General features: G+C 65.0%; 13 protein-coding genes. 3 read left to right on the forward strand and 10 right to left on the reverse strand.

All coding sequences use genetic code 11. The features are described 5' to 3' along the window. Position 1 precedes the first annotated feature (1 nt). The 7 genes from paaC to RM2_RS18250 form a co-directional block, all read right to left on the reverse strand. On the reverse strand, positions 2 to 919 hold the full coding sequence (gene paaC / locus RM2_RS18220) for a 1,2-phenylacetyl-CoA epoxidase subunit PaaC (RefSeq protein ID WP_072690954.1): 918 nt from the start codon (positions 917 to 919) through the stop codon (positions 2 to 4). 49 nt (positions 920 to 968) lie between these two features. Beyond that, positions 969 to 1,274 (reverse strand): 1,2-phenylacetyl-CoA epoxidase subunit PaaB, encoded by a 306-nt coding sequence (gene paaB / locus RM2_RS18225; RefSeq protein WP_072690955.1) that lies wholly within the window; start codon positions 1,272 to 1,274, stop codon positions 969 to 971. Next, positions 1,271 to 2,224, reverse strand: a complete 954-nt coding sequence (gene paaA, locus RM2_RS18230; protein ID WP_072690956.1) for a 1,2-phenylacetyl-CoA epoxidase subunit PaaA — start codon at positions 2,222 to 2,224, stop codon at positions 1,271 to 1,273. The genes paaB and paaA overlap by 4 nt, the downstream gene beginning before the upstream one ends. Positions 2,225 to 2,383: 159 nt before the next feature. Then, positions 2,384 to 2,731, reverse strand: coding sequence for a hypothetical protein (locus RM2_RS18235; RefSeq protein WP_072690957.1), 348 nt, complete (start codon positions 2,729 to 2,731; stop codon positions 2,384 to 2,386). A 546-nt stretch (positions 2,732 to 3,277) separates the two neighbouring features. Beyond that, positions 3,278 to 4,069, reverse strand: coding sequence for an enoyl-CoA hydratase-related protein (locus RM2_RS18240; protein ID WP_072690968.1), 792 nt, complete (start codon positions 4,067 to 4,069; stop codon positions 3,278 to 3,280). Between the two features lie 63 nt (positions 4,070 to 4,132). Then, positions 4,133 to 4,987, reverse strand: a complete 855-nt coding sequence (locus RM2_RS18245) for a 3-hydroxyacyl-CoA dehydrogenase family protein (RefSeq protein WP_072690958.1) — start codon at positions 4,985 to 4,987, stop codon at positions 4,133 to 4,135. Beyond that, positions 4,984 to 5,709 carry an enoyl-CoA hydratase/isomerase family protein gene (locus RM2_RS18250; RefSeq protein WP_072690959.1) on the reverse strand — a complete coding sequence of 242 codons (726 nt, stop codon included), beginning with the start codon at positions 5,707 to 5,709 and terminating at the stop codon, positions 4,984 to 4,986. Before RM2_RS18250 ends, RM2_RS18245 begins: the two co-directional genes overlap by 4 nt. A 221-nt stretch (positions 5,710 to 5,930) precedes the next feature. Here RM2_RS18250 and paaZ point away from each other — a divergent pair, with 221 nt between their 5' ends. Genes paaZ through paaI form a run of 3 tightly spaced genes read left to right on the forward strand, consistent with a single transcriptional unit; the run spans position 5,931 to position 8,702 of the window. Continuing rightward, on the forward strand, positions 5,931 to 7,970 hold the full coding sequence (gene paaZ / locus RM2_RS18255) for a phenylacetic acid degradation bifunctional protein PaaZ (RefSeq protein ID WP_072690960.1): 2,040 nt from the start codon (positions 5,931 to 5,933) through the stop codon (positions 7,968 to 7,970). Continuing rightward, the gene (locus RM2_RS18260) at positions 7,967 to 8,284 is read left to right on the forward strand and encodes an EthD family reductase (RefSeq protein ID WP_072690961.1); all 318 of its coding nucleotides are present in this window, start codon (positions 7,967 to 7,969) and stop codon (positions 8,282 to 8,284) included. Before paaZ ends, RM2_RS18260 begins: the two co-directional genes overlap by 4 nt. A 7-nt stretch (positions 8,285 to 8,291) precedes the next feature. After that, positions 8,292 to 8,702: a hydroxyphenylacetyl-CoA thioesterase PaaI gene (gene paaI, locus RM2_RS18265; RefSeq protein WP_072690962.1), complete on the forward strand. Its 411-nt coding sequence runs from the start codon at positions 8,292 to 8,294 to the stop codon at positions 8,700 to 8,702. A gap of 16 nt (positions 8,703 to 8,718) precedes the next feature. Here the strand turns inward: paaI and RM2_RS18270 are convergent, their stop codons facing one another. The 3 genes from RM2_RS18270 to RM2_RS18280 all read right to left on the reverse strand — a co-directional run. After that, the gene (locus RM2_RS18270) at positions 8,719 to 10,557 is read right to left on the reverse strand and encodes an alpha/beta fold hydrolase (protein ID WP_072690963.1); all 1,839 of its coding nucleotides are present in this window, start codon (positions 10,555 to 10,557) and stop codon (positions 8,719 to 8,721) included. Positions 10,558 to 10,646: 89 nt separating this feature from the next. Then, entirely contained in the window at positions 10,647 to 11,687 is a 1,041-nt protein-coding gene (locus tag RM2_RS18275) for an alpha/beta hydrolase (protein WP_072690969.1), read from the reverse strand. A 137-nt stretch (positions 11,688 to 11,824) separates the two neighbouring features. Next, on the reverse strand, positions 11,825 to 14,684 hold a 2,860-nt coding region (locus tag RM2_RS18280; RefSeq protein WP_139277826.1), incomplete at its 5' end, for a non-ribosomal peptide synthetase.

The following is a 14,684-nucleotide window of genomic DNA, read 5'->3' on the forward strand; positions in this document are numbered from 1 at the left end:
TTCACCACACTCCTTCCGGATGAACTCTGGCCACGCTTTGCATCTCGGCGAGCAGCAATCCGAATGCCTCGGTGTGCAGTCCCTGCCGACCCGCCCTGCCACCGACGGTGCCGGCGGTCCGGCCGGTGGGTGCGGTGAGTTCGGCGGCATGCAACACCTGTTCGAGTACGGAATCGAATTCGTCGCGAGTATCCCTTGGATCGACCCCGACACCCACGGCAGCGAGTGCGAGCTCCTCGGTGGTCGGGACGAACAGTTCCTCGACGTACGGCCACACCCGGGAGAGTGCGTCGACAATGTGCGCCCGCGACTCCGCAGTTCCGCAGCCAAGCATGACCGCCCACCGGGCCGCGTAGTCGCGGTGATATGTCAGTTCCTTGACGCCCTTCACCGCCACAGCCGCGAGGACCGGATCTCGTGACGTGCGGAGTCGGTCGAACAGGGCGAGGCGCCACGTGGAGAACACCAGCAGTCGGGTGATCGTCTGCGCGAAGTCGCCGTTGTCGAGTTCGGCGAGCCTGGTGTTGCGAAACTTGTTCTCGTCACGGAAGAAGGCGAGCGCATCCTCGGCGGGAATCGGTGAGGTGTCCGAGATGTGCGGCACGACGGTCGCGTCCGCCGCGTCCGCGCGAGCGAGCAGCAGTCGCGCCTGGCCGAGCAAGTCGAGTCCGATGTTCGCCAGCGCCACCTCCTCCTCGAGTTCCGGTGCGCGCGTACTCCACTCGGCCAGGCGTTGAGAGCTGATCAGCGCGTCGTCGCCGAGCATCAGGCAGTAGACCGCCAGCGCGGCGAGGTCGACGTCATCGGGGACCGTGGTGTCGACGCCGGCCAACGGGTCGTCGAAGCTGGTGCCGAACGCCCACTGGCCGTGGCTGTCTTCGTCGACGAGGCTGTCGTAGGCGTTCTCGTGGTCGGTCATCGGTACATCCTCGGTATTCTCGTCGGCCTGCGAAAAAATCGGGGCCGGATCACATGTGGGGAACGTTGTCGGGGATCTCGTAGAAGGTGGGGTGCCGGTACACCTTGTCGCCGCTCGGTGCGAAGTAGGGATCCTTCTCTGACGGGCTGGACGCCACGATCGAACTGGACCGCACCACCCAGATGCTCACGCCCTCGTTGCGGCGGGTGTAGACGTCGCGGGCGTGGCGCACGGCCATCTCGTCGTCCGCCGCATGCAATGAGCCGACATGCACGTGGTTGAGTCCGCGCTTACCCCGCAGGAACACTTCGTACAGTGGCCAGTCCGCGCGCACCGTGGTGTCGTCCGTGCTCATCGTGCGTTCTCCTTCGTGCTCTCGCGGCGCGCGAATGCGGTCGCGGCCTCTCGCACCCACGCTCCGTTCTCGTGGGCCGCCCGTCGGTTGGCGATGCGCTCGACGCTCGATGCGCCGTTGCCCTTGATCACCTGCATGAACTCGCTCCAGTCGGGCTCACCGAAGTCGTGGGCGCCGCGTTCGGGGTTCCACTTCAGGTCCGGGTCCGGGAAGCTCACGCCCAGCACCTCGGCCTGCGGGATGGACATGTCGACGAACCGCTGACGGAGTTCGTCGTTGGTGTGCCGCTTGATGCGCCACTTCATCGACTGCTCGGAGTTGGGTGACTGGTCGTCCGGCGGCCCGAACATCATCAGCGCCGGCCACCAAAAACGGTTCACCGACTCCTGGACCATCTCGCGCTGGGCGTCGGTGCCGCGCATCATCGTCATCAGCAGTTCGAAACCCTGACGTTGATGGAAGGACTCCTCCTTGCATACCCGGATCATTGCTCGCGCATACGGACCGAAAGAGCTGCGGCACAATGGAACCTGATTGCAGATTGCCGCGCCGTCGACCAGCCAGCCGATGACACCCACGTCGGCGTAGGTGAGCGTCGGGTAGTTGAAGATTGAGGAGTACTTCTGCTTGCCGTCGATCAGTTTCTCGGTGAGATCGGCGCGATCGGCTCCGAGCGTCTCGGCGGCCGAGTACAGGTACAGGCCGTGGCCTGCCTCGTCCTGCACCTTCGCCATGAGGATCGCCTTTCGGCGCAGCGACGGCGCCCGAGTGAGCCAGTTGCCCTCGGGCTGCATGCCGATGATCTCCGAATGCGCGTGCTGAGCGATCTGCCGGATCAGCGTCTTCCGGTAGCCGTCCGGCATCCAGTCCCTCGGCTCGATCCGCTGGTCAGCTGCGATCGTGTCATCGAAGAGCGCTTGTAGCCCATCCGGGGCTTGTGACGTGGTCATATATCCTGCCTTCATTACCGAATGATCGGTTGGTATCGAGTATGCATGGAGACCCGCACCCACACAAGAGCGGAGAGCAATTTACGTCCTGGCCATCGAACTCAGCGGTCTTCGAACAGTCCCCATCGTGGCGTACCAGGTGTGCGAGGTCGTCCCAGTTCAGAGTTTTTTGATGCGCTCGAACGGGTACGTACCCACCACGGCGACGGCCGTGGCGTAGACGGCGAGGGCAATGAGTTCTTCGATCGGCATTTCGATCTGGAACTCCGACAAGACCCTGGGCATCAGGGCTACCACGGGGATCAGCGAGAGCACGAAAGACACCGCGGACCAGCGGGTGACGAGCGAATTCGCGACTCGAGTCAGCTCGGGGCTGTCGCGTACCTTGTCGGGAATCGGCCAGCCATGCTTCTGCGGGTCGGTGACCCAACCCCGGTACCCGATGTATACGCCATAACCGCTCATCAACGCAGCGATCAGGAACAGAAGTGCTAGTAAGGTGTCCATCGAAGTTTTCTACTCTCAAGAAGGTGCGAGAAAGCGCCGACAACGCCGCTGACCGGATGATCGCATTTCTAGCGCGCGAAATTCCTTCCCCACCCATGACTATGTCCTCGAGAACCTGACTATGTCCTCGAGAACCGAGGTCGCGCGCTGCCCACAACCCCCTTTGCGCACCAAACTGCCCGGCGATTGCCACGGCAGGTATGGCGATATCTTGTCTAGGTAGTAACTGCGTCGACGAATTCTGGCTTTCCGGAGTATTCATTTTTCGGGCGCCGCCTGGCTCGGTGGTGCGTTCCTCAATGAACTTGGTCTGGCATTCCTCGGCGAACCTGATTTGTTCCTCCGGCACTTGCCGGCCCGGGCCATCCGTTGCGCCGCCTCCGAAGGACCCCGACCCTGAGGACCGGTCCCGGCGAAGTCATGAGGGACACCCTGCCGCAGAAGAGACCCAGTGTTGGTGTGCGACATGTCGGAAAGCTACAAAATTGTTGGGGTGCAGCCCGGCTTCCGACCTCAGCGGCCTTCGAGCTCAGCGGCTTTCGAGACTCAGCGGCCTTCGAATGTCGGCGTGCGCTTCGCGAGGAACGCGTCGACGGCGCTGCGGTGATCCGTCGACTGCCCGAGCAGTTCCGCGGCGTCGCGTTCTCGCTCGAGCGCCTCGGGCAATCCCGCAGACTCAGCCGAGACCAGCGCCTTTACCTGCACATACGCCGCAGTGGGCCCGTTTGCGAGTTGCCGCGCGAGTGCCGTGGCGGTGTCGTCGAGTTCGGCGTCGGGAACCACGCGGTGCACCAGACCCCAATCCAGCGCCTGAGCGGCGGTGAACCGGTCGCCGAGCATCATCAGCCCGGTCGCGCGACTCGGGCCCAGCGCCTGCACCAGAGTGTGGCTCAACCCCGAGTCGCCGGCCAGCGCGATACCGGTGAAGGCTGTCGCGAACTTGACGCCGGCGCCCGCCACCCGGATGTCACCCGCGAGAGCGATACCGAGGCCCGCGCCGACGCACGCCCCGTTGATCGCCACGACGACCGGCACTCGGATTCCGGCCAGCGCTCGCAGAAGCGGGTTGTAGTGCTCGCCGACCGTGTCCATCGCGTGAGCGGCGCCGGCCTCGAGTCCGGCCACGTGCTCGGCGAGATCCTGGCCGACGCAGAAGTTCTTGCCTTCGGCCGCGAGGAGCACGGCTCGCACGCTGTCGGCGGCGGCGACCTTTTCCACCGCAGTCAGCAACTGTTCCTTCACCGCACGGTCGAGTGCGTTCGACGCGCCGCCGCGGCGCAACGTGATGGTGGCCAGTCCCGCATCCAGGGAAAGTCCGACCACGTCGTCGGTGCTCATGGACGACCCGTCGTCAGTACTCATGAGAAGGTGCCTCCTGCTGATTGTGTTGTGGCTGGCCACTCATGGCCAGGTGAAGAACCCCTGGCCCGTCTTCCGGCCGAGTTCGCCTCGCCCGACCTTCTCTCGCAGCAGCGCTGGGGGCGCGAAACGGTCACCCAGCGTCTTCGTGAGGTGCTCGGCGATCGCAAGCCGGACGTCGAGCCCGACCAGATCCGTGGAGCGCAACGGTCCCATCGGATGCCGGTATCCCAGTTCCATTGCTCGGTCAATGGATTCGGCGTCCGCAACTCCCTCTTCGAGCATGCGGATCGCTTCGAGCCCGAGGCACACGCCGAGACGACTGGTAGCAAATCCGGGGGAGTCGTTGACCAGCACTTCGGTCTTACCGAGCTGAGAGACCCAGCCTCGGACGCGGTCGACCACCCCGGCATCGGTCGCGGGGGCACGGATGATTTCGACGAGCGTCGACGCCGGCACCGGGTTGAAGAAGTGCATGCCGACCAGCCGTGAGGGATCGTTCAGCGCCGCTCCGAGGTCGGCGATGGAGATCGAACTGGTGTTGCTGGCGATCACCGTCGAGGGCGCGACCGTCTTTTCGACCACCGACAGCACACCGAGCTTCAGGTCCAGCAATTCCGGCACCGCCTCGACCACCAGATCCAGAGCAGTGGGGAGGTCGTCGGGCGCACCGACGACGTGGACGCGGGACAGGACGATCGCCGGGTCGCCGTCACCAAGTTTGCCGCGCTCGTGCGCGCGGTCGAGTCCGTCGGAGACGCGGGCGAGTGCCGCCTGCCGGTCGCCGCTCTCGGCGATGGTGACGGTGGATCCGAGGGTGGCGAATACCTGGGCGATGCCGGCGCCCATGCGGCCACCACCGACCACGCCGATGTTCTGCGGAACTGTGCTGGTCATTTCTTCTCCAGGAATGCGGTCATGCGGTCGTGTTTGTCGCGGCTTTCGAACAGCACCGCCTGGGCGATGTCGTCGGCGAATGGGTGTGAGCCGGGAGCGTCGACGATCATCTTGGTGAGCTTGAGTGCCAGCGGCGCGGAACGGGCAATCCTGTCGATGACCTTGTGCGCGGCGGCGATGTGCTCGCCGGGAGCGACGACACTCATGACTAGTCCGCTACGCAGCGCGTCCGGTGCGTCGAGGTTGCGTCCGCCGAGAAGAACCTGCTTGGCGACGGATTTTCCCACCAGTTCCGGTAGTCGGTAGCTGGCCCCGGCGGCGGCCATGATGCCCAGTCCGGGCTCCGGGTTGCCGAAGACCGCGGTCTCGGTGGCGATGCGAATGTCGCACGCGTAGGACAGTTCGGCGCCGCCGCCGAGTGCGTAGCCACTGACTGCCGCGATGGTGGGCAGCGGCAGCCTGCCGATGCGGTCGAAGAGATTACGGTTGATGCCCGCGAACGCCTCGTCGCGTCCGCGCGCCCGAAGTTCGCCGATGTCGGCGCCACCCGCGAAGTGATCGCCCGCACCGATCAGCAGCATCGGCTTGGGCTTCGCCTCGAGCGCCGCGCACACCTCATGCAGTTCGCCGATCATCTCGGCGTTGATCGCGTTCCGCTGGGCAGGCCGGTTGAGCGTCACCACCATGCGATCGTCCAGGTCCGCGATCTTCAGCGTTTGCACGGCGCCCCGATCAGCATCGCGACCGGGCGGCGTGGCCCATCCACCAGAAACACTTCACGCACAGCCTTCTCCTTCACGGTGGTCACCTCTATTAATAACCGAATCTTCGGTAGGTACGCAAGAGCGAAACGGAATTAGGCACTTGACCAACACCCTTGACATTCGGCAACCGGTGCGGTGATTCTAGTTACCGACCGAACGTACGGTGAAATGGAGTTGTCGTGAGCAAGTTGCTGGAAAGCTACGCCGCCGGACGCTGGTACACCGCGCCCGACCAGGGAACGCCGCTGCTGAGCGCGGTCGACGGCTCCGAGGTGGCGCGCATCTCCGCGACCGGTCTCGACCTCGGCGAGACGGTGACCTACGCCCGCGAGGTGGGTGGACCAGCGCTGGCGAAGCTGACCTTCCACGAACGCGCCGGCGCGCTCAAGGCGCTCGCGTTGACTCTCATGGCCGGCAAAGACGAGTTCTATGCCCTGTCGGCCGTCACCGGCGCCACCAAGCGTGACTCCGGCGTCGACATCGACGGCGGTTTCGGCACCCTCCTCAGCTACGCGAGTAAAGCCCGGCGCGAACTCCCCAACGACACCGTTTACCTCGACGGCGCGCTCGAACAACTGGGCAAGAAGGGCACGTTCCTCGGCCAGCACATCTACACCTCCCGCCGCGGAGTCGCGGTGCAGATCAACGCCTTCAACTTCCCCGTGTGGGGCTTCCTCGAGAAGCTCGCTCCCGCGTTCATCGCCGGTGTCCCGTCGATCGTCAAGCCGGCGAGCCAGACCGCATACCTCACCGAACTCGTATTCCGCCGCATCATCGAATCCGGACTGCTGCCGGAGGGTTCCGTGCAGTTGCTGTCCGGGAGCGCCCGCGGCATGCTCGACCACCTCGGCGGACAGGATTCCGTGGCGTTCACGGGATCGGCCGACACCGCCGCCACCCTGCGTGCACATCCGAACGTCGTGGGCGAAGGCGTGCATTTCAACGCCGAGGCCGACTCGCTCAACGCATCGATCCTCGGCTCAGACGTCACCCCGGGCAGTGAAGAATTCGAACTGTTCGTCAAACAGCTCGTCACCGAGATGACCGTCAAGGCCGGCCAGAAGTGCACCGCCATCCGGCGCGCCTTCGTCCCGTCCGCACTGATGGACGACGTCATCGCGGCGACCGAGGCACGGCTCTCGCGCGTCGTGGTCGGTGCGCCCGACGCCGAGGGCGTCACAATGGGTGCTCTCGCCAGCCTCGAGCAGCGTGACGAGGTACTCAAATCGCTTCGTGGTCTCACCAAGTCGGCGCAAATCGTGGTCGGCGACCCGGAGGGATTCGAGGTCGTGGGAGCCGACAAGTCGGTGGGCGCGTTCCTACCGCCCATCCTGCTGCGATCCGACGACAAGGACGCCGTCGAACCCCACGAGATCGAGGCATTCGGCCCCGTCAGCACGGTAATGGGGTATGACAGCACCGACGAGGTGATCGAACTCGCCGCCCGCGGCAAGGGCAGCCTGGTGGCCTCGCTGGTCACTCGGGATTCGAGTCTCGCCCGCGACATCGTCTTGGGCCTCGCCCCGTTCCACGGTCGCGTACTCGTCCTCAACCGCGACGACGCGAAGGAGTCCACCGGGCACGGCTCACCGCTGCCCGTCCTCGTGCACGGTGGACCAGGACGGGCAGGCGGCGGTGAGGAACTCGGCGGTATCCGCGGCGTCCTGCATCACATGCAGCGCACCGCAATCCAGGCCACTCCCGACATCCTGACGGCGGTGGGGAACCTGTGGGTCACCGGTTCGCAACGCAACGACGACGGGATCCACCCGTTCCGGAAGAACCTCGCGGAGTTGCGGATCGGCGATACGATCGTCGGTGGTCCCCGTCAAGTCACCCGCGCCGACATCGATCACTTCGCCGACTTCACGGGCGACACGTTCTATGCGCACACCGACCCCGAGGCCGCGGCAGCGAACCCACTCTTCGGTGGCATCGTCGCCCACGGATACCTGGTGGTCTCGCTCGCCGCCGGCCTGTTCGTCGAGCCGAACCCGGGCCCGGTCCTCGCCAATTTCGGCGTCGACAACCTACGGTTCCTCACCCCGGTCAAAGCCGACGACAGCCTCACCGTCACTCTGACCGCCAAGCTCATCACCCCGCGCAGCAGCGCCGACTACGGCGAAGTGCGTTGGGATGCGGTGGTGATCAACCAGGACGGCGATCCCGTTGCGACGTACGATGTCCTCACCCTCGTCGCCAAAGGAGACAACTCGTGAGCGTTAAGATTGTCGTCTGTTACGGACGTCCCGAAGACCCGGACACGTTCGATGCGCACTACCGTGACATCCACATTCCGCTGGCCCGGAAGGCGCCCGGACTTTCCGACTACACCTGGGGCAAGTGCAGCACACTCGACGGCAGTGAACCTCCGTACTACGCGATCGCGGGTCTCCACTTCCCCGATTCCGCGACCATGCAGTCCGCACTGCAGTCGGAGGAGATGAAGCAGGCGAGCGCGGACGTCCCGAACTTCGCCACCGGCGGCGTCACCATGTACGTCCAAGAGGAAGAATCCGTCTACCACCCGTAGGAGAACCATGACCGTCGACACGACCGAGTGCGGCATCGCGCGGGAGATGTTCGAGGCCGACACCGCGTCGCAGGCCCTCGGCATCGAGATTCGCGAACTCTCCCCCGGGCATGCGGTCGCGTCGATGGTCGTCGGCAAGACCATGGTGAACGGTCACGGCATCACGCACGGCGGTTTCGTGTTCACGCTCGCCGACACCACATTCGCGATGGCGTGCAACGGATACGACGAACCCGCTGTCGCGGCACGCGCCGACATCCGATTCCTGACTTCGACACGCCTCGGTGACACCCTCGTCGCCGAGGCCACTGAGCGGGCCCGCTTCGGGCGCAACGGGATCTACGACGTCACCGTCCGGCGTGGCGAAGACGTCATCGCCGAATTCCGCGGCGACAGCAGGACCATCCCCCGCACTTGACGGTCCTTCGGCGAATTCAGCCGCCCGTGACCGGCAGTACCAGTTCCTGGCCGGGATCACCCGCGGCGATCGTGACCTGGTGAGGTGCCAGTCCCCCGCGGAAACTCGGATCTCCACCTGCCAACACGAGGCGGACGCTGTGGCCCGCATCGAAGCGATGGACGATCGCCGGCATCGTGACCTTGACCGGCTCACCGGGCGCCGTGATCCGGACCGGAGCGACCAAACCGTTGATCAGCTTTTCGCCGCCGTCGGGGGCCACGTCGAACAACTTGGCGAACACCACTACCGCGTCTTCGACACCGGCGACTGCGGGCGTGGCCGTGACGCGGACGTTGAGCGTCGGCGCGCCGACGACGTAGAGCGGATCGACAAGGGATCCGGAAGACCACTGCGCCTGGGTGCCGGGAATCGTGCCCTGCGGAACCCGGAGGTCCGGCCGGAGATTCGGTGCTTCCACGTCGGTGGGGAGTCCGCCGGGGAGCGTGTTCAGTGTTTGCGTGCCGGGAACAATGCCGTCACGGCGACCGGCCAACGAACCGTCGCCCGAGAGATAGAGCGAATAATCTTTCCCCACCTTAATTTTCGATGACTCCGCATAGGCGGGCGCGGCATTGCCGGTGTACTCGACCCAGTCGCGGAAGTAACTGAACACCGGCCCGGTATCGACTCCAGTGTCCTTCAGGTAGTGGTCGAACCAGTCGACGATCCGGCCGGTTTCGTACTGGGCCTCGGGGTCGAGGTGGTCCAAGCTGAACTCGCCCTCGGCGGGAGCGTAATCGGAATGCCCCCAACTCTGCCAGATCATCTTGACGTCGTTGCCCTGAGCCTGCAGCGTCTCGAACGTCGCCTGCGACTCGTTGAGGTCGAACAGGGTGTCCTTCTCGCCCTGCATCAGAAGAACCGGAATCTTCACCCGATCCGCATACGACACCACGGAGGACTGCCGCAGGAAGTCGACGGATGCTGGGTTGGGGTAACCCTGCACCACAGTCTGATTCAGCGCCGGGCAGGCATCGTTCGCGAAGTTGGGGCAGCCCGCGGCCCGTGCCGGGTCCTGCACATACCCCGAGACCTGCGGGTCGGTGACTCCGAAGGCCCCGAACCCGAGCGCATACAGCACCTTCGTCGCGCCGGGAACAGATGTGCTGACCCCCGTCGTCTGACCGGTGCTGTTGGGAGCGAGCGAGTAGCTGAGGTCGTTCCAGGTGATCATCGGGATGATCGTATCGATCCGGGGGTCCACCGCCGCCGCAGCGAACTGCACCGACCCGCCATACGATCCGCCGATCATGCCGACCCTCGGATCATTGGCCTCAGCCTTGCCGTTGTGCGCGGTCGCGTCCTGCACGATGTAATCGAGTCCCGAAACCGGGAGGGTGTGCCCGGGGTCCCCGAACGCTATGCCGTCCTCTCCACCGAGGAAGCTCACCAACTCACTCGCCGCCCGACCGTCATATTCGGGGTTGTCCAGATAAATCTTGCAGCCCGAACCACCGAAGCCGAGCCCGGAATACGCCAGTACTGCATAGCCGTGGGACGCGAAGTACGTCGCGATCCCGGCCTGATCGTCTTTGGAACCGCCGAAGCCGTTGGTGGTAAGCACGGCGGGCACCCTATTCGACACGGACGCCGAGTCGGGCTTGTACACGTCGCCGATCGCGTCGCAGGGTTCGTCGCGGTTCGGTCCGACGGAGACCTGGAAATGAAGAGTGGCCTTCGAGAAGCCAACCGGATCTGCCGTGGCCGGAGTGGCCGCCGCAATCGGCACCAGCACCGCGGCCGCAGCCGTCAGCACGGCCACCAGCGCCGATCTACCTGCCCTGCGTTTGACAGTCCCCCGCCGTCCACCCATATACCTGAGTATCTCTGAAGATCGTGAACGCTATTGGCCGTACGACGGAATCAAGCGCGGGCGTTCCCGACCCACCAAGTGGGCTACGCCTACAGGCCCATTGACGCCGACAGCAGCGGCCACGAGTTGCGCAGGTCGTCCTGCCAGTACCCCCAGGAATGTGTGCCCACGTCCCGGAAGTCGAACGTCGCCGGAATATTCAACTCCTGCAGGCGATCCGCAAGGTTATGCGTGCACACGTCGGTAGCGGCCTCGATTATGCCACCGACTACGACCTGATCCAGTAGCGGCGACGCCTGCGGCGTGCGCGGCAGGGCGGGGTTCTCATGGGGCCCGGGGAGCCCGTTGCCATTCGCGATGTACAGCGAGAGACCTCGCAACTTCTCGGCGTTGAGGAGTGCATCGTGCTCACCCCAGCCGGGCCCGCCGTAGGGACCCCACATGTTCTGCGGGTCGATTCCACCCATCATCTCGAGGACCAGGCGGACGTAGGCCTGCCCGAGCGGGTCGCTGGTCTGCGCGCATCCACTGTAGGAAGCGACACCTCGGTACACACCCGGCGCTTGGATCGCCAAGTCGAGCACGGATGAGGCGGCCATCGACAGCCCGGCGATCGAGTTGATCCCGTTGGTGCCGAGCGCAGAATCGATCACCGGCGGGAGTTCGCTCGTGAGGAAAGTCGTCCACTTGTTTCGCCCGATTACCGGATCGTCGTTCACCCAGTCGGTGTAGTAGCTGAACATTCCTTCAGCAGGAATGACGACATTGGCGTTCTTGTCCGCGAGGAAGCCGAGGATGTCCGTCTGGTTCAACCAATTCGCTCCGTCCTCACCCCCGCCCGCGCCGTTGAGCAGATACAGGGTCGGCCTCGGCACACTCGTGTCGTCCGGCCGAACCACCTGCAGCGGGATCACTCGATCCATCGACGGGGAATACACGGACACATCCCACCGGCGATCGTCGATCTTGTCGATGTGATCGACGTATGCGCCCGACGCCGCCTGTGTCGGCTGCGGTTCGGCGCTTGCGGGAGCCGCCGCGGCGAGGCTCATCGTGACCGTGGCGGCACTCAACACGCCCGCAAGCCAACGTCGGCGCGGCGACCGCAACCCCGGTGAACGTCCCTGCATCTTCAGTTCCGCCTTCATCTGTTTGTAGGTAACCGACCCCGGTGACCGGGTTTGGATGGTACCAACCCGACCCAACCCGGCCCCAGTCCGCGCCATTTACGAATCGCCCATCTACCCAATCGATCCGACCCGGCCACTCACGCCCCGCCCGGCACCGCGCGGGCGACCGCGAGGGCATCGTTCAAGATCGGGCCGGCGACGGCCAATGCGTCGGGGGAGGTCATCCGCCAGTGCGTAGCCGGCACCGGGTGGTTATCCACCTTGCCGGTAGCCGCCCCGTCCCATCCTCGTACGGCTCGCGTACCGGTGGCATCGTCGGCGGTCGCGGTGAAGAACACGATGTCGCCGTCGAAGCGTTCGGGCCGATACTCCGACATCAACCGGGAGTTGCGCTCCGCCGTCGACAGGAGCCGCCCCACGACCTGTTCGGTTCGTTCCACCGACTGCCCCGTCAACCTGGCCAATTCCGTGGCGACAGCATCGACACTCAGATCGGAGGCGCTGGTTCCTGCTACGTCCTCGTCCACGCCGAAACCACCCAACAGCTCGCTCATGGTGATGCTTCCCGAAGATCCGTCCCCGTTCGCGTCCCTAGCGGACCCGACGAAGCTGTCCATCATGGCCAACAACTCCACCCGCTCACCTGCCGCCTGCAGACGGACCGCCATCGCATGGGCGATGACACCGCCCAGCGACCAACCGAGCAGCCGGTACGGGCCGGACGGCCGAACCGTGCGTATCTCGCTGATGTAGCGGTCCGCAAGTTCCTCGAGTAATTCGGGCACAAAACCCTCCTCGAGAATCGCAGGACTCTGGATGCCGTAAATCGGCATGCCACCGTCGAGGTGCCGAGTCAGACCCGTATAGCACCAGGACAATCCGACGATCGGGTGGATACAGAACAGCGGCGTCGCCTCACCGGACTCCCGGATCGGAAGAACCGGGCCGAAGCCCTCCGCGGCATCGCCCTCGACACCGGTGGCGATCCGACCGGCCAGTGCTTCCACCGTCGGATCCGAGAACAACCACTGCAACGCGACAGTCGTGTCGGCTTCGCTTCGCAACCGGGCGATCACCCGGGTCGCGATCAACGAGTTACCACCCAGAGCGAAGAAATCATCGTCCAATCCGACCCGGTCCACACCCAACACCTCGGCGAACACCCCGGCCACCGTCTCCTCCACCGGAGTGGTCGGCGCCCGGAACACCCGGGCCGTGAACTCCGGCACCGGCAACGCCCGCCGATCCAGCTTTCCACTGACACTGAGCGGCAACGCGTCGAGGACCGTGAGTACATCCGGCACCATGTAGGCGGGCAGCGACCGCCCCACCGCGCTACGCACCGTACCGATCTCGATCGTGTGCCCCACAGCCGGAACCACATACCCCACCAACTGCTGACCGAGGTCGCTCTCGTGCACCACCACCACAGTCTGCGCCACAGCGTCTTGCGCGGTCAGCGCCGATTCGATCTCACCCAGTTCGATCCGCAGACCCCGCACCTTCACCTGGAAATCGGTGCGCCCCAGGAACTCCAACTGACCCAGCGTGTTCCACCGCACCAAGTCCCCGGACCGATACAACCGGGAACCTGGCTCACCGAACGGATTCGCCACGAACCGGTCCGCCGTCAGATCGGTGCGACCGTGGTACCCGCGGGCCAACTGCACCCCCGCCAGATACAGTTCACCCGCCGTCCCCACCGGCGTCGGCTGCAACCGTGAATCGAGCACATACGTGTGCGTGTTCCACTCCGGGACGCCGATCGGCACGGTCGACACGTCCCGGTCATCACACCGGTAGTACGTCACACTCACCGCAGCTTCGGTCGGCCCGTACGTGTGCACCAGGAGTGCATCCGACTTCGCCTCGAAACGCGCAGCCATCTCCACCGGCAGTTGCTCACCGCTGGCATTCACCAAACGCAACGAAGCGGGGATCCGCACCTCGGGATCCGCCAGCAGCTCCCCCAACATCGACGGCACGAAATGCATCACGGTGACACCGGTGTCCTCCATCAGGGACACCAGGTATTTCGGATCACGATGCCCATCCGGGCGGGCAATCACCAACCGGGCCCCGACAGCCAACGGCAGGAACAACTCCCGCACCGACGCATCGAAGGTGACCGGCGTCTTCTGCGCCATCACATCGGAGTCGGTGATGTCGCATTCGGAGACCATCCACGACAGGAAGTTGACGACCGCACGATGACCGACCGCCACCCCCTTCGGGCGTCCCGTCGACCCGGAAGTGAAAATGACATACGCCGTGTTCTCCGGACGCAACGGCGTCCGGAGTTCGGAGTCCACCACCGCACCGGAGGAATACCCCGACACATCCACCACATCGACATCCACCACCCGATGCCCGGACACGGCCACACCATCGCGCGAGGTGGACAACACACACACCGGTGCCGCGGTATCGAGCACATACTCTGTGCGCTCGGCAGGCTGGTCCGGATCGATCGGCACATACCCGCCGCCCGCCCGGAGCACCGCATAGATTCCGATCATCATCTCCAGCGACCGGCGCATCCCGATGCCCACCAACGACTCCGGGCCCACCCCGGCATCGATCAGGAACCGGGCCAACCGGTTCACCCACGCATCGAACTGCGCATACGTCAACGCCTGACCCTCGAACACCAACGCCACCGCATCCGGTGTCCGGGCCACCTGCGCATCGAACCCGTCGAGCAGCAACACCTCCGGCACCTGGTGCTCGGTGTCGTTCCAGGTGTCGAGCACCAGTGCCCGTTCACCGCCGCCGAGGACAGAGACCTCTCCCACCGGCACCGACGGATCTTCGAGAACAGTCTCGAGCACCCGGACGAACCGGTCCGCGATCTGCGCCGCCGTCACCTCATCGAAAATGTCTGCCGCATACCCGAGCGTGCCCGCATAGCCCCCCTCGGCGTCGGCGGGTTCGCTGAGAGTTATCGACAGGTCGAACTTCGCCGCCTCCCACTCCACCTCGACCGGTGCGATCGTC

Origin of the sequence: Rhodococcus marinonascens NBRC 14363 (assembly GCF_001894885.1) — a bacterium.
GTDB lineage: Bacteria > Actinomycetota > Actinomycetes > Mycobacteriales > Mycobacteriaceae > Rhodococcus_F > Rhodococcus_F marinonascens.

Bases quoted from the DNA above. Each gene is read 5' to 3' on its own strand.
- RM2_RS18235 (WP_072690957.1), bottom strand. From the start codon at position 2,731: ATGGACACCTTACTAGCACTTCTGTTCCTGATCGCTGCGTTGATGAGC.
- paaC (WP_072690954.1), bottom strand. From the start codon at position 919: ATGACCGACCACGAGAACGCCTACGACAGCCTCGTCGACGAAGACAGC.
- RM2_RS18240 (WP_072690968.1), bottom strand. From the start codon at position 4,069: ATGAGCACCGACGACGTGGTCGGACTTTCCCTGGATGCGGGACTGGCC.
- paaI (WP_072690962.1), top strand. From the start codon at position 8,292: ATGACCGTCGACACGACCGAGTGCGGCATCGCGCGGGAGATGTTCGAG.
- RM2_RS18275 (WP_072690969.1), bottom strand. From the start codon at position 11,687: ATGCAGGGACGTTCACCGGGGTTGCGGTCGCCGCGCCGACGTTGGCTT.
- paaB (WP_072690955.1), bottom strand. From the start codon at position 1,274: ATGAGCACGGACGACACCACGGTGCGCGCGGACTGGCCACTGTACGAA.
- paaA (WP_072690956.1), bottom strand. From the start codon at position 2,224: ATGACCACGTCACAAGCCCCGGATGGGCTACAAGCGCTCTTCGATGAC.
- RM2_RS18270 (WP_072690963.1), bottom strand. From the start codon at position 10,557: ATGGGTGGACGGCGGGGGACTGTCAAACGCAGGGCAGGTAGATCGGCG.
- RM2_RS18245 (WP_072690958.1), bottom strand. From the start codon at position 4,987: ATGACCAGCACAGTTCCGCAGAACATCGGCGTGGTCGGTGGTGGCCGC.